At 35.4% G+C, this 15633-nt stretch carries 14 protein-coding genes; 13 read left to right on the forward strand and 1 reads right to left on the reverse strand.

Features of this window, described 5'->3' with window-relative positions:
- The first annotated feature begins 2 nt into the window (after positions 1–2).
- A complete protein-coding gene (gene trmB / locus LKACC16343_RS12080; protein WP_056951411.1) occupies positions 3–650 on the forward strand; it encodes a tRNA (guanosine(46)-N7)-methyltransferase TrmB in 648 nt (215 codons plus the stop codon).
- Positions 651–660: 10 nt separating this feature from the next.
- Here trmB and LKACC16343_RS12085 read toward each other — a convergent pair whose 3' ends face one another.
- Positions 661–975 carry a hypothetical protein gene (locus LKACC16343_RS12085; protein ID WP_056951409.1) on the reverse strand — a complete coding sequence of 105 codons (315 nt, stop codon included), beginning with the start codon at positions 973–975 and terminating at the stop codon, positions 661–663.
- 127 nt (positions 976–1102) lie between these two features.
- On the opposite strand from LKACC16343_RS12085, the gene LKACC16343_RS12090 reads away from it, so the two are divergent.
- The 12 genes from LKACC16343_RS12090 (at position 1103) to ald (ending at position 15616) form a co-directional block, all read left to right on the forward strand.
- Positions 1103–1429 carry a thioredoxin family protein gene (locus LKACC16343_RS12090; protein ID WP_056951407.1) on the forward strand — a complete coding sequence of 109 codons (327 nt, stop codon included), beginning with the start codon at positions 1103–1105 and terminating at the stop codon, positions 1427–1429.
- A 22-nt stretch (positions 1430–1451) separates the two neighbouring features.
- Positions 1452–2087 (forward strand): YtpR family tRNA-binding protein, encoded by a 636-nt coding sequence (gene ytpR, locus LKACC16343_RS12095; protein ID WP_056951405.1) that lies wholly within the window; start codon positions 1452–1454, stop codon positions 2085–2087.
- Positions 2088–2095: 8 nt separating this feature from the next.
- Positions 2096–3427 (forward strand): UDP-N-acetylmuramate--L-alanine ligase, encoded by a 1332-nt coding sequence (gene murC / locus LKACC16343_RS12100; RefSeq protein ID WP_056951403.1) that lies wholly within the window; start codon positions 2096–2098, stop codon positions 3425–3427.
- A 51-nt stretch (positions 3428–3478) separates the two neighbouring features.
- Positions 3479–4897: an MFS transporter gene (locus LKACC16343_RS12105; protein ID WP_056951401.1), complete on the forward strand. Its 1419-nt coding sequence runs from the start codon at positions 3479–3481 to the stop codon at positions 4895–4897.
- A gap of 114 nt (positions 4898–5011) precedes the next feature.
- Positions 5012–7669 carry a DNA polymerase I gene (gene polA, locus LKACC16343_RS12110; protein ID WP_056951399.1) on the forward strand — a complete coding sequence of 886 codons (2658 nt, stop codon included), beginning with the start codon at positions 5012–5014 and terminating at the stop codon, positions 7667–7669.
- A gap of 14 nt (positions 7670–7683) precedes the next feature.
- A complete protein-coding gene (gene mutM / locus LKACC16343_RS12115; RefSeq protein ID WP_056951397.1) occupies positions 7684–8511 on the forward strand; it encodes a DNA-formamidopyrimidine glycosylase in 828 nt (275 codons plus the stop codon).
- Positions 8508–9101, forward strand: a complete 594-nt coding sequence (gene coaE / locus LKACC16343_RS12120; RefSeq protein ID WP_056951395.1) for a dephospho-CoA kinase — start codon at positions 8508–8510, stop codon at positions 9099–9101. Before mutM ends, coaE begins: the two co-directional genes overlap by 4 nt.
- 21 nt (positions 9102–9122) lie before the next feature.
- The gene (gene nrdR, locus LKACC16343_RS12125) at positions 9123–9596 is read left to right on the forward strand and encodes a transcriptional regulator NrdR (RefSeq protein ID WP_025084483.1); all 474 of its coding nucleotides are present in this window, start codon (positions 9123–9125) and stop codon (positions 9594–9596) included.
- Positions 9597–9613: 17 nt separating this feature from the next.
- Positions 9614–10981 (forward strand): DnaD domain protein, encoded by a 1368-nt coding sequence (locus LKACC16343_RS12130; protein WP_143444269.1) that lies wholly within the window; start codon positions 9614–9616, stop codon positions 10979–10981.
- 2 nt (positions 10982–10983) lie between these two features.
- Positions 10984–11892 carry a primosomal protein DnaI gene (gene dnaI, locus LKACC16343_RS12135; protein ID WP_025084486.1) on the forward strand — a complete coding sequence of 303 codons (909 nt, stop codon included), beginning with the start codon at positions 10984–10986 and terminating at the stop codon, positions 11890–11892.
- A gap of 297 nt (positions 11893–12189) precedes the next feature.
- Positions 12190–14160, forward strand: coding sequence for a threonine--tRNA ligase (thrS, locus tag LKACC16343_RS12140; RefSeq protein WP_056951392.1), 1971 nt, complete (start codon positions 12190–12192; stop codon positions 14158–14160).
- Positions 14161–14494: 334 nt separating this feature from the next.
- A complete protein-coding gene (gene ald, locus LKACC16343_RS12145; RefSeq protein ID WP_056951391.1) occupies positions 14495–15616 on the forward strand; it encodes an alanine dehydrogenase in 1122 nt (373 codons plus the stop codon).
- Positions 15617–15633 lie beyond the last annotated feature (17 nt).

A 15633-nucleotide genomic window follows, 5' to 3' on the forward strand; every position in this document is an offset into this window, starting at 1 on the left:
TTATGCGATTAAGAAACAAACCTTGGGCCAAGGATATGATTAATGACAATCTTGACCTTATTGCTGTGCAACCAGAAAATATGCCTGGAAAGTGGCAAGACCGTTTCGAAAAGAAACAGCCTTTGTTCATTGAAGTTGGTTCTGGAAAGGGTAAATTCATAACTGAATTGGCTCAACAGAATCCACAAAATAATTATATTGCAATGGAAGTACAAGAAGGTGCCATTGCTTTGGTACTAAAAAAGCAAGTTGAGTTAAAATTACCCAACTTGCAACTATTATTAGCTAATGGTGCTGATTTATCAGATTTATTTGCTGAAAATGAGGTTGACGGTGTTTATTTAAACTTTTCTGATCCATGGCCCAAGACACGTCATGAAAAGCGCCGTTTGACTTACAAATCTTTCTTGAAACAATATCAGTATATTTTGAAAGATGATGGTTATCTACAATTCAAGACTGATAATCAAGGATTATTCGAATACTCATTAGTTAGCATGAATAACTTTGGCATGAAATTTGACGAACTTTCATTAGACCTACATAATGATGAAGTTCTAAATGCTAAGAATATCGAAACTGAGTATGAAGAAAAGTTCTCAAAAAAAGGCTTCAGGATTAATTACCTGAAAGCCCAATTTGAAAATTAATTATCGATTATTATTGTACTTTTTTAATATTAAGTAACTCACCAGTAATGGCGTCGGCAATGAAGTGATATTGGGCAACGTCAAATTCGTCCATGGTTGTAACACCACCAACGATTCCCCATGTGGAATGACCATTTACGTCAACACGTTGGTAAAAGGGTTCTACCCATGAACCGATTACTTTGCTATCTTCGCCCAAGACGGACTTAACTTTATCAATTATTTTTTCGCTATCTAGATGGTGTTTTACTAAAACTGTAGCAGCTGTTCCAGCTACAAGTACAGAACCAGCAACGATTAGTGAACCGATACCTTTTTTACTCATAAAAAATCACTCCTTGATTTCGATTTAATGATATATTACCACTATTATATATCATTCGAATGCTCAAGAACATTTAATTGACCGTTTAATAAATAAAAAGTATCTTATTGACAGAGGTGAATTAGTTATGAAAACAATTGAAGACTATAACGTAAAAGACTGGCACGAAGCTACTAAAGAAGGAAAATATGTTCTATTTTTCCACGCTGATTGGTGCCCAGATTGCAAATTTATCGAACCAAAACTTCCAGAACTAGAAGAAGAATATTCAGACTTTACTTGGATCAGCTTTAACCGTGATAATAACATGGAAGTTGCTCAAGAATTGGAAATTATGGGTATTCCTAGCTTTGTTGTTATTGAAAATGGTAAAGAAATTGGTAGACTAGTAAATAAAGATCGCAAAACTAAAGAAGAAGTTGAGACCTTTATTAACAGTGTAATTAACAAATAATTAATCAAGTGAGGGGAAAAACTTGCTATTAAGCTTTTATAATCCAGATGTTTTAGGGGATGTTCTTATTGTTGAGCTAGCTAATGATGCTGGTATCACTCAAGAAACTGCCCAAAAAGATAATGTTGTACGTATTTTTAATGAAGAAAATGATGAAGCCATTGGTTTTAATTTCTTTGGCCTCGGAGAAAAGTTAGGAATTCAAAATGACTCCGGTCAATTATTCCTAGATGATGAACAAGTTAACGTTCTAAATGACGCACTTGCTCAAGCAGGTTTTTCTGATAAGTTAGTAGCAGATAAGAGTCCTAAGTTCGTAATCGGACATGTTGATGAAATGAAAGCTCATCCTGACTCAGATCATTTGCATATTACACAAACTGATGTGGGCTTGGATAAGCCTGTTCAAATCGTTTGTGGTGCACCAAATGTAGATCAAGGGCAATTAGTCGTAGTTGCATTACCAGGTGCAGTTATGCCTACCGGAAAAGAAATTTGGCCCGGTGAATTGCGTGGAGTAGATAGCTTTGGAATGATTTGCTCAGCTAGAGAATTGGGTATTCCAAATGCACCACAAAAACGTGGTATTCTAGTACTTGATCATGGTACAGCTGGTCAAGCATTTGATTTTGAAGAAGCAAAGAAATTGTTCAATTAGGAGCTATTATGGAAAAGACAGTTTATCATTTTGTTGGAATTAAAGGAACAGGAATGAGTGCTTTAGCACTTATCTTGAAAGATTTAGGATACGAAGTTCAAGGATCAGATATTGATAAATATACATTTACACAACGTGGTCTTGAACAAGCTGGAATTAAAATTTTACCTTTCGATGAAAATAACATTCACGAAGGTTTAACGATCGTTAAGGGAAACGCTTTTAGCAATGATCAAGTAGAAATTAAAAAAGCTAATGATATGCATTTAAAAGTAGTTACATATCCTGAATTAGTTGGTACATTAGTTTCTGACTATACTTCAATTGGTATTGCCGGATCACATGGTAAAACAAGTACAACTGGCCTTTTGGCACATACTTTAAGTGGTATTGCTAAGACTTCATACTTGATCGGTGATGGTACTGGTAAAGGTATCAAAGATGCTAAATTCTTCGTCTTTGAAGCCGATGAATATCGTCGTCATTTCTTGGCATATTCACCAGATTACTTAATCATCACAAATATTGATTTTGATCATCCTGATTACTTTTTTGGTGGAATCAATGACGTTGTTGATGCCTTTGAATCAGAAGCTAGAAAGACTAAGAAGGGTATCTTCATCTGGGGTGAAGATAAACATGCTAAGTCAATCAAAGCTGACACACCAATCTATACTTACGGATTAGATGAATCAGATTACATTCGTGCTACAAACATTCAACGTACTGTCAAAGGATCATCATTTGATGTTTCTATTGATGGTGAGAACATTGGTAACTTCCAAGTTCCATTGTTTGGTGAACACAATGTCTTGAACTCATTGGCCGTTATTGGTGTAGGTCATATGGAAAAACTTGATCATGCCTTGATCAATCGTGAGCTACAAACATTTAGTGGTGTTAAGAGACGCTTTAGTGAAAAGAAAGTGGCAGACCAAGTTATCATCGATGACTATGCTCACCATCCACAGGAAATTAAAGCTACAATTGATGCTGCTAGACAAAAGTATCCTGACAAGAAGATTGTTGCTGTCTTCCAACCACATACTTATACAAGAACATTAGCTTTAATGGATGACTTTGCTAAGTCATTGGATATGGCTGATGAAGTTTACTTGACTAACATCTTTGGTTCCATTCGTGAAGCCCATGGTGATATTACAAGTAAGGATCTTGGCGACAAGATTCATAAGGGTGGTAAAGTTCTAACACTTGATAACATGTCTCCATTATTGGAATACCATAATACAGTTATGATATTCATGGGTGCTGGGGATGTTCAAAAGTATGAAACAGCTTATGAACAACTATTGAGTACTTTAAATCCTAATCAACAATAATATTTAAATTAACAAAGGCTATGACAGAGCATATTGTCATGGTCTTTTTTTATGAAAAGAGGTAAAAACGTGAAAGATGTTGTTTCTACAAGAGTTAAGTTATCAATTTTCGCAGTTGGTTTATTGTCGTTTACAGGTATTTTGATTGAAACCTCGATGAATGTTACCTTTCCCACATTGACCAAAGTGTTGAATGTCAGTCTAGGAACCGTTCAGTGGTTAACAACAGGGTATTTGTTGTTGACGACGGTAGTAATGAGTACAACGGCCTATATTTTGAAAAAATTTAATCCAAGAAGGATTTTTGTATTTGCGGCGACGCTTTGTTTAATAGGCTCGATTATTTGTATGGCAGCGCCTAATTTTCCAATTCTGATGTCAGGACGTCTTTTACAGGCGGTAGCAACAGGATTGTCGACACCATTGATGTTCAATTTGATTTTCCTAGAAGTACCACAGTCAAAATTGGGTCTCTATACTGGTCTAGCTGGGGTAGTTATTTCTTTGGCTCCAGCTTTAGGGCCAATGTATGGTGGAATTATCAATCGTGTCTGGACGTGGCGTGAAATCTTTGTTGGTGTGATTCCATTGATTGTCATCTTATTTTTGATAGGTTATTTTTCAATACAAGGGAAGGCTCCCGGAACTAAGGGAATTTCATTTGATTACGGTAGTGTTATTGGTTTAGCCATCATTTTTTCAATGATTTTATTTACTTTCGATCAGGCCGGAGTACACGGTTGGACATCTCTAAACTTTATAGGATGGCTGATAATTTCAATTGCTGTTATCGGAATTTTTAGTTGGTATAATCGTCGAAGCAGTCGTCAACTAATTGATTTTTCGATTTTAAAATTACCAGTTTTGAGACTCAGATTATTCAGTTATTTTAGTTTGCAATTCATTAATATTGGTTTGTCATTTGTATTACCCATTTTTGCACAAACGGCTTTGAAAGTAGATTCAGCCCAAGCTGGTTTAATGTTGTTACCAGGTTCTCTTTTAGGGGCCGTTGTTGGTCCATTTGCAGGCTATTTGTATGATAAGAAAGGTGCTTTGATACCACTGTTATTCAGTGGCAGTTTGATAACGATTGGTTCAGCACTGTTTTGGTTCAAGAGTGAAAGTTTAACTTTAACCAGTATTACTTTAATCTATCTTATTTTAAGAATTGGATTTAACTTCGGTTTTGGTACTTCACTATCAGATGGTAGTATGCAGGTCCAAGGTCCTAAGAAGTCAGATCAAAATTCATTATTTAGCATGATGCAACAATATGCCGGTTCATTAGGAACCAATGTTTTATCAGTTGTGATTTCAGCAGCTGCTCTAACTAGTGGTACAAAAAATACAGTTTATAATACAATTTTAGGAACAAAAATTGACTTTATTGTTTTAACTGTTTTATCATTATCGGTACTGATATCAGTGATTTATGTCTATTTTAGATATGAAAAGAAGAATAACTAAGTAAAAGCCTTGATTGGATTGTAATCTGGGCTTTTTTAGTTGTTCGGAAACTGTTACAACAGGTTGGTATTTGTTAAAATAGAGATAGTTAATTTCAGTTTTATTGGAGAATATATGTCAAAAAATAAAAAGTTACTTTTAATAGATGGAAATAGTGTTTCGTTTAGAGCCTTCTTCGCAATGCATAATGTTTTAGATAAATTTGTCAACGGTGAGGGAATACATACTAATGCTTTGTATGCTTTCAACAATATGTTGGAAATTATTCTAAAAGATGAAAAACCAACACACGCGCTAGTAGCGTTTGATGCTGGGAAAACTACTTTTAGAACGAAAATGTTTGATGAATACAAAGGTACTCGTGCTAAAACACCCCAAGAATTGATGGAACAATTACCGTTGATTCAAGAGATGCTTAATTATCGTGGTATCAAAACTTATGAATTGCCGGATTATGAGGCCGATGACATTATTGGAACTATGTCTCACAAAGCTGAAAAAGATGGCATGGATGTCACTATTATTACTGGTGACCGTGATTTAACACAATTAGCCACTGATAAAGTGACTGTAAAAGTTAATGTAAAGGGTGTGACTGAAACTGAAAGTTACACACCTGAACACGTTCAAGAGAAATTGGGTATTACACCTAATCAAATTATTGATATGAAAGGCTTGATGGGTGACAACTCTGATCATTATCCTGGTGTTGAAAAAGTTGGTGAGAAGACAGCTATCAAGTTGATTAATGAATATGGCAGTGTTGAAGGTATTTACGATCACGTTGATGAAATGAAGAAGAGCAAGTTAAAAGAACATTTGATCAATGATAAAGATAAAGCTTTCTTGAGTAAGAAATTAGCCACGATTGATTTGGATGCGCCCGTGGAAATTAAATTGAGTGATTTGGAATATCATGGTGACGATGAAGAACAATTGATGCAATTTTATCAAAAGATGAATTTCAAAACGTTCTTAAGTCGAATGGATGTACCCCAAGAGAATACTGCCGAGGATTTAGCTGACATAGCTGTGAAGCCTTTGGATGATGATGCTATTAAAACAATTGTTAGTGATTCTAAAGCTCACACGTTGATTGTTGAAGGTTTTGGTGAAAATTATCATACAGCGCCAATTATTGGTATATTGATTTCTGATGGCAAAGATTTCTATGGGACAACCGACTTTGCTATTTTAGAGAATGAATCTTTGAAGAATTGGTTAGCTGATAAGACAAAAGAAAAGTATTTATTTGATAATAAGCGCACAATTGCTTTGCTACATCGTTATGGTTGTGATTTAGCCGGAATCAGTTTTGATATGTTATTGGTATCTTATTTGTTAGATTCAAATGATAACAAGCAGGATATTGGTCTAGTGGCTAAGAATTACAATGTTAATTTACCAACTGAAGAAGAATTTTACGGTAAAGGCGTTAAAAAAGCTGTTTCTGAAGATGAAAAACTCTTATTGAATTTCTTAGCCCAAAAGGCTCAAGTTATCGATAATTTGAAAGCTCAAATGTTGAAAGAATTAAAAGACAATGATCAGGATAGTCTCTATGATGAGATTGAATTACCATTGTCGATTGTTTTGGCTGAAATGGAGATTAAGGGAATTACAGTTGAAGTTTCCAAATTAAAGGAAATGGAAAATAGTTTTGCTACACGTTTAGCTGAAATTGAAAAGGCAATTTATGAAGAAGCTGGTAAAGAGTTTAATATCAATTCTCCAAAACAATTAGGCGTTGTCCTATTTGAAGATTTGAAATTGCCAGTAATTAAGAAGACTAAGACTGGTTATTCCACTTCAGTTGATGTTTTGGAAAAATTGAAGGATAAGTCACCAGTAGTACAGAAAGTATTGGATTATCGTCAGATTTCTAAGATCCAGTCGACATATGTTGTTGGTTTACAGAAATTTGTTCAGCCGGATAATAAGATTCATACTATTTATCTACAAACGTTGACTCAAACAGGTCGTCTATCATCAATTGAACCTAATTTGCAAAATATTCCTATTCGTATTGATGAGGGAAAACAAATTCGGAAGGCCTTTGTACCACAACATAAAGATTGGGAAATCTTTTCAGCCGATTATTCACAAGTTGAATTACGTGTGTTAGCCCATATTTCTGGGGATGAACATATGCAAGAAGCTTTTAACGAAGATTACGATATTCATGCTCATACAGCAATGAGAATCTTTGGCTTGAATAGTACTGATGAAGTGACACCAAATATGCGTCGCCAAGCTAAAGCTACCAACTTTGGGATTGTTTATGGAATTAGTGATTACGGTTTATCACAGAATATCGGTATTAGTCGTAAACAGGCTGCTGCATTCATTGAATCTTACTTTGAACAGTATCCAGGGGTTAAGAAATATATGGATGATATTGTTAAATATGCCCGTGAAAATGGCTATGTTGAAACAATTATGCATCGTCGTCGTTATCTTCCAGATATTCATTCAAAGAACTTCAACGTTAGAAACTTTGCTCAACGAACAGCTATGAATACACCAATTCAAGGTAGTGCCGCTGATATTATCAAAGTTGCCATGATAAATATGCAAAAGATGTTAAAGAAAGAAAATTTACAAGCTAATTTGCTTTTACAAGTACATGATGAAATGATTTTTGAAGCCCCAGCTTCAGAAATTGCAACCTTAGAAAAACTAGTTCCGAGTGTTATGGATTCAGCGGTTAAACTTGATGTACCTTTGAAAGTTGAAACAGCTCATGGAAAAACTTGGTACGAAGCTAAATAATAGTAGGTGATAAAATGCCAGAAATGCCAGAAGTAGAGACAGTTAGACGTAGTTTGATTGCTCAAGTAAAGGGTAGAAAGATAACTCATGTTGAAATTCGTTATCCTGATTTGATTACTGGTGATGTGGATCAATTTGTTGAATTTGTTACAGGGGCAACTATCAGTGATATCGGTCGTCGAGCAAAATTTCTATTGATTCATTTGAATAATGGTTATACAATTATTAGTCATTTGAGAATGGAAGGTAAGTATCGGATTTCTGCTGATCCAAGTGCAATTGATAAGCATTCACATGCTATCTTTACTTTGGATAATGGGCAAAAGATGATTTATAATGATGTTCGTAAATTTGGTCGAATGCAGTTGTGGAATACTGATGATTTATCAGACAATAAATCACTAAAAAAATTGGGACCAGAGCCGCTGTCGGCTGAATTCACTTTTCAAAATTTAAAGCCAAGAATTATGCGTCATCACAAAGACATTAAGACCGTTTTGTTGGATCAAAGTGTTATGAGTGGTCTAGGTAATATCTATGTTGATGAGGTTCTTTGGAAAGTTAAATTACACCCTGAGACACCATCCAATCATCTTAGTGATGAAGATATTCAAAAAATTATTGAAGCCTCTAACCAAGAGATGGATAAAGGAATTGCTGCTGGTGGTTCATCAATTAGAACCTATGTGGATGCTACAGGTCACAAGGGTACTATGCAAAATAATTTAAAAGTTTATGGAAAAGAAGGAACGCCTTGTCCAAGATGCGGAACCGAGATAAAAAAGATTAAGGTCGGAGGTCGCGGTACGCATTTTTGCCCAAAGTGCCAGGTAGTAAAATGAGTAAGATTTATGGTTTGACTGGAGGAATTGCCTCCGGTAAATCAACCGTTTTAAATTTATTTAGACATAATAAATTCATTGTATACGATGCCGATTATGTTGCTCGAGATGTGGTTAAGGTCGGAACTGTAGGCTTAAAGCAAATTACCCAACAATTCGGTGAACAAATTTTATTGCCGGATGGTAATCTTAATCGTCGAAAGTTGAGTTCTATTGTTTTTGGCGATAGGGATGAATTAGATAAATTGGATAAAATAACGAGACCTTTGATAAAAAAAGAAATTTTACAAACGGTTGCTGAAGTTAAAAGATCAACAGATAAAACAATCTCTATTTTTGAAATACCATTACTGTTTGAAGGCAATTATCAGAATTACTTTGATGGTGTGATCAGTGTCTATGTCGAACCACAAATCCAATTGCATCGATTGATGAGACGTAATGCTTTAAGTAAAGAAGTTGCTTTGGAACAGATCAATTCACAGATGTCGATGTACGAGAAAAAAGAGCGTGCTGACTTTGTGATTGATAATTCGGAAGATTTAGCACATCTTCAGGATGAGTTTAGTCGGTTAATACCACAACTTTAATTTGGAAAAGAGGCTGGAATTTTGATTTGTCCGCATTGTCATCATGATTCATCAAAAGTTATTGACAGTCGTCCCAGTGATGAAGGACGCGCCATTAGAAGAAGACGTGAATGTGAATACTGTGGAACGCGATTCACAACGTTTGAAAGATTGGAAAAATCGCCATTGTTGGTTATCAAAAAGAATGGCAACAGAGAGGAATTCAGCCGTGAAAAGTTATTACGTGGATTAGTTCGTGCTGCTGAAAAACGTCCTGTAACAATGGATCAAATGAATAGTATCGTCGATAAAGTAGAAAACGAAATTAGATCAACTGGTGAAAGTGAAGTTCGCTCACAATTAATTGGTGAACATGTTATGAGAATTCTATCCAAAGTAGATGACGTAACTTATATTCGTTTTGCCAGTGTTTATCGTGAATTTAAAGATATGAATGGATTCATGGAAGAAGTCCAAGAAATGATGTCTAACGGTAAAAAAATTGATAAGAAGTAAGGGGAGTATTAGTGTCCGTGAGTAATTTTGAATCAGATAAATTTACACCTTTAGTAGGTTATTGGTGTTTGCCAAGTGGTCATTTGAATGATGATGATCGTCATGTTTTGACTGACTTATACTTGCCCATTTTAGGTACTGAGGCTTTCAGTTTGTACTTGCTGCTGTGGGAAAAATTACCTAATAAAGAGGTCGTCACACAAAGAAAAAGCCATGCTGAATTGATGAGTTTACTTGGTATTGATTTGAAACGATTTTATGAAGCACGAATCAAGACGGAGGCTCTAGGCTTAATTAGGACCTATCAAAAGAAAGATAGTTTAGGACCTTATTATATCTATCAACTTTTTGAACCCTTATCACCAGATGAGTTTTTTAAAGATGACTTGATGAGTATTTTTCTTTATGAGCAAGTTGGTGAGAGTAAATATCATTTATTGGCCGATAAATATGCGCATTCAGATTTGATCTTGCAAAATTCACATGAGATAACGAAAGATTTTTTGGAAGTCTTCCAGTTAAGCAATAGTGATTTGATCAATACGCCAACAGAAGTAAAGAATACTCAAGATAGTTTTAAAGTAAATAATACAGATAATAAAAAGCCGTCGTTGAATGAAGAAGAGATTCCCCAATTAGATTGGGAGTTAATTTCGGATCGTATCCAACAATTATTTAGAATTCATCCTGATAATTTGTTAGAGAATCAGGAATTGATTTTAAATCTTCATGCGTTTTATGGTTTAGACGAGATTACGTTGATTGATTTGATTGGTAAGACTTGTGATATTGTCAATAATAAAATTGATCCTGCACGTCTGAAAAAGGCGGTACAAGACCGTTTTGAAAAGAACGCTAATATCTCAGTTAAGCAGCAAGCTAACACGGAATCTGAACCAACTGAGCAGACTGATGGGCAATTAAATCGGGCTGATCAATTGTTGTTGAAACAGGCTCGTTCACTGCGTCCGGCTGATTTTTTGGCTGCTCAAAAGCAAAAAAGTGGTGGCTTTACTGGTACAGTGGAAACCAATGCATTGAGAAATATGGCGACAAAAACCTACTTGTCTCCAGCTGTATTAAATATTATGGTGTACTATATTTTGCAAACTTCACCTACTTTGACTTTGCCATTAATGGAAACTATGGCTAATGATTGGCAGCAAAATGATGTCAAGACGCCGGAACAGGCTCTGAAACGAATTAATGATTTTCAAACTAAGAGTCGTAATCCTAAACGTCGTTATAACAATAAGAATCGTAAAGTTGAACAAGCAACTGACTGGAGCAAAGTGAAGGCTAAGGTTCCTGCACAAAAGAATCAAAAAAATGAACAGGATGATCTTCAGAATCGTTTGAAGAGATTAAGAAATAAGGATAATTAAGTATGGAAAATTTAGGTAGTAGATTAGCAGAATATTTGAATTCAAAGAATTTGACGGAGGACTATCGCCGTCTTCTTAATAGTGCTTTGAACGATCCCGATGTGCAGAGATTTTTGAAGGAGAATAGCGATAGAATCAATCCTAATGCAATCTCTACTAGTGCAGCTAGCATTTATGAATTTTATAATAACAAGCGACATACGAGTGAATTGACACGTGGATATTATCCTAAATTGATTGTTAACAATCATAATATTGAAGTGGCCTATTATCCTAATGAGCGTACTCAAAACCGAGAGAAGCGAAGTCAGTACGAATCAGGGTTTGTTTTAATGGATATGGCTCCAGATATTCGTCGTGCCAAGTTGGATGATTACGATGGCGAAGGTAGACAAGATGCTCTAGCCAAAGCCTTGGATTTCATTGATAATTATTTACATCAAGATAGTTTTACACCTGGCCTATATTTGGCCGGTGATTTTGGAGTAGGTAAAACATATCTTTTAGGAGCCATTGCTAATGAACTCTTTAAACATGATGTTCATACGACCTTAATGCATTTTCCAACCTTTGCAGTTGAAATGAAGGATTCTATTGGTCAAAATAATGTGTTGGCAAAAGTTAATAAAATTAAAGGTGCCGATATTCTGATGTTGGATGATATTGGAGCTGATACGATGTCTAGTTGGATTCGTGATGAAGTATTAGGTGTTATTTTACAATATCGAATGCAAGAGAATTTACCAACGTTCTTTTCATCTAATTTTTCGATGAAAGAATTAGAACAACATCTAGCTGTAAACCAACGTGGAGAAGAAGAACCTGTTAAGGCTAAGCGTATTATGGAACGAGTTAAATATTTATCTCGAGAAGTAATTGTGACCGGCGAAAATAGAAGATTTAAAAAATAGCTTGCATTATCTAAAAATTAATGTTTCAATAAAGCCATGAAAGATAACACTTCGGTTCTATTCAGGGAGGGTACGGTCACTGGAAGCTTACCCATTACTGGAGTTACCACTTTCACATAAAACTGTATAATTGCCGGTTACTTTATAACCATAGAGTGAAAACTGTTTATTTGTTATACAGTTTTAAAGTGGGTGGAACCGCGTAGAAATGCGTCCCTGAAGTATGTACATGTCTTAGGATATGTCTATACTTCAGAGACGCATTTTTTGTTATCTAAATATTAGGAGGAAAAGTATATGTCAAAAATCAAGTTAACATTCCCAGACGATTCAGTTAAGGAGTTTGACGAAGGCACAACTACTTTAGATGTTGCTAAATCAATTAGCACATCATTGGGTAAGAAAGCTGTTGCTGGTAAGCTTAATGATACTTTAGTTGATCTTGAACGTCCTATCAAACAAGATGCTAAAATCGAAATTATCTCTGGAGAAGATAAGGAAGATGCTCTAAAGGTCTTGAGAAATACTGCAGCTTTGGTATTCAGTGCTGCTGCTAAGAGTTTCAAGAAGGATCTTCACTTCGGTGAAAAACAAGCAAACGATGATGGTTTCTATGTTGATACTGACAGCAAAGAAGGACAAATCAGTGTTGATGAATTGAAAGAAATCAAAGCTTTGATGAACAAGATTATCAAGAACAACGACAAGATTGAAAGATCTATGATGGATAAAGACAAGCTTGTTGAAATGTTCAAAGATGATCCATACAAATCTTCATTGATCAGTGCTATTGAATCTGTTCAAATCCCTGTTTACACATTAGATGGATTTGTTGACTTTGGTTATGATGCTGTACTTACAAATCTAAAGGCTTTGAAACACTTTGAATTACTTTCAGTTGCTGGTGCTTATTGGCAAGGTAAGTCAAGTAACCCAATGCTTCAAAGAATTTATGCTACAGCCTTCTACAAGGAAGATGGACTAGAAGCTGACCTTAAACGTCGTGCCGAAATCAAAGAACGTGATCACAGAACAATTGGCCGTGATTTAGACTTGTTCTTCGTTGACCCAGAAGTTGGTGCTGGTCTTCCATACTGGATGCCAAATGGTGCTACAATCCGTCGTGTCATCGAAAGATATATTGTTGATAAGGAAGTTGCTTGGGGTTACCAACACGTTTACACACCTATTCTTATGAACTTAAATGCTTATAAGACTTCAGGTCACTGGGCACATTACCGTGAAGACATGTTCCCACCAATGGATATGGGTGATGGCGAAATGCTTGAACTACGTCCAATGAACTGTCCTTCACATATTCAAATTTACAAGCATCACAACCGTTCATACAGGGATCTACCACTTCGTATTGCTGAACTTGGTATGATGCACAGATATGAAAAATCTGGTGCTTTGTCAGGCTTACAACGTGTTCGTGAAATGACTCTAAATGATGGTCACACATTCGTTGCTCTTGACCAAATCCAAGAAGAATTCAAACGTACACTACAATTGATGGTTGAAGTTTACAAAGACTTTGATATCAATGATTACACATTCCGTCTAAGTTATCGTGACCCTGCTAATACAGAGAAGTACTTCGATGATGATGAAATGTGGAACAGATCACAATCAATGCTTAAGGCTGCTATGGATGATCTTGGCTTGAAGTACTATGAAGCTGAAGGTGAAGCTGCATTCTATGGTCCAAAGCTTGATGTACAAACAAAGACAGCTCTTGGTAATGAAGAAACATTGTCAACAATTCAATTAGACTTCATGCAACCAGAGAAGTTCCAACTAACATATGTTGGTTCAGATGGTGAAGATCACAGACCAGTTATGATTCACCGTGGTATTGTTTCAACTATGGAAAGATTCATTGCTTATCTAATTGAAATTTACAAGGGTGCTTTCCCAACATGGTTGGCTCCTACACAAGTACGTATTATCCCTGTTAACCAAAAACTTCATACAGAATATGCTAACGAAGTTCTTTCAGAATTACGTGCTAAGAATATCCGTGCTGAAATCGATGACCGTGACGAAAAGATGGGTTACAAGATTCGTGATTCTCAAACAATGAAGATACCATATACAGTAGTTATTGGTGATGAAGAAGCTAAGAACGCCACTGTTTCTGTAAGAAAATATGGTGAAGATGATTCAGCTTCAGAAAATGCTAAGATGTTCGTAAGTTCAGTTGTTGCTGATATTGCTAACTTTAGTCGTAAAGATGTTACTGATAAATCTGCTGACAAGAATTAATTAATATCCTTTAGCAAAATAACATTTTAAAAATTAAATACATTCAATCATGAAAATGATTGAGTGTATTTTTTTTGGACAAAATCGTGTTGAGTGTTCATTTAAAATGAACAATTGTATTCACTATATAAACAATATATGAATCAAAAATTTTAAAAAATATGATAATTTGTGAAATTAAATTTTTTTTTGATAAAATTTTCTCAATCTTAGCAGTGGTTATCACAATCTTTGAGTTTGTGAAGTAAAAAAACAGGTTGATACCCCAGAATGTAAGCGTTATCATGCGCTTGTAAGGAAATAGTTATCGTTTTCACAAAAGGAGAGTGTGAATATGCAAATCGCTGTAATTAAGGAACAAAAAGAAGGAGAAGGTCGTGTAGCGGCAACTCCAGAAAATGTTCGTAAGATGGTTGAAGCTGGTAATGAAGTACTTGTTGAAAAAGATGCAGGTATTGGGGCAGGCTTTACAAACGAAGAGTATGTCGATGCTGGTGGTAAATTAGTTAGTCATGAAGATGGCTGGAAAGCTGAATTGATCATCAAGGTTAAAGAACCTGATCCTGAAGAATATAAGTATTTCTCAAAAGGTAAAATTGTTTGGGGATTTCAACATTTGGCATCATCAAAGCCAACTGTTGAGGCAATGATGAAAGCTGGTACAACTGCAATTGGTGGTGAAACAATTGTCAAAGATGGGAAATTGGAATTGTTGGCACCAATGAGTGCAATTGCCGGCCGTAGATCAGTTATTATGGGTGCCTATTATCTTGAGGCACAACATCAAGGCCAAGGAATTCTTCTACCGGGTATTCCTGGAATCGATGGTGGTAACGTCGTAATCTTTGGTGGTGGTAATGCCGCTGTAAACGCTGCTACATTAGCTTTAAACATGGGATGCTCAGTTGTAATTATTGAATTGAATGATGAAAGAATTAAGTTCTTACAAGATAAATTTGCAGGTAAGAAATTCAGAGTTGTTAAATCAAATGAAGAAAACTTAGCCAAGGAAATTAAAGATGCTGATATCTTTATTTCAACAATTTTGATTCCAGGTTCAAGACCACCTAAGTTGGTTAAGGAATATATGGTTAAATCAATGAAGCCAGGAAGTGTTCTAGTTGATGTAGCTATTGATCAAGGTGGAACTGTTGAAACAATTGATCATCCAACAACTATTGATGATCCAATCTTTGTAAAAGATGGAATTATCCATTATGCAGTTCCTAATCAACCAGGAGCAGTACCACGTACAGCAACAATGGCCTTGGCAAAAGGTAATTTGAGTTACTTACTAGAAATTGCTGACAAAGGTATTAACGAAGCCATCAAGACAGATGAAGCTTTAGCATCAGGGGTTAACCTCTTTGAAGGTAAGGTAACTAATAAAGGATTGGCAGATTCACTTGATTTACCTTATACAAAATTGTCAGTTGATGAAGAATCAGTTAACTAAATATTGATTAAATATAG

The organism is Companilactobacillus bobalius, from assembly GCF_002179915.1.
Taxonomy (GTDB): domain Bacteria; phylum Bacillota; class Bacilli; order Lactobacillales; family Lactobacillaceae; genus Companilactobacillus; species Companilactobacillus bobalius.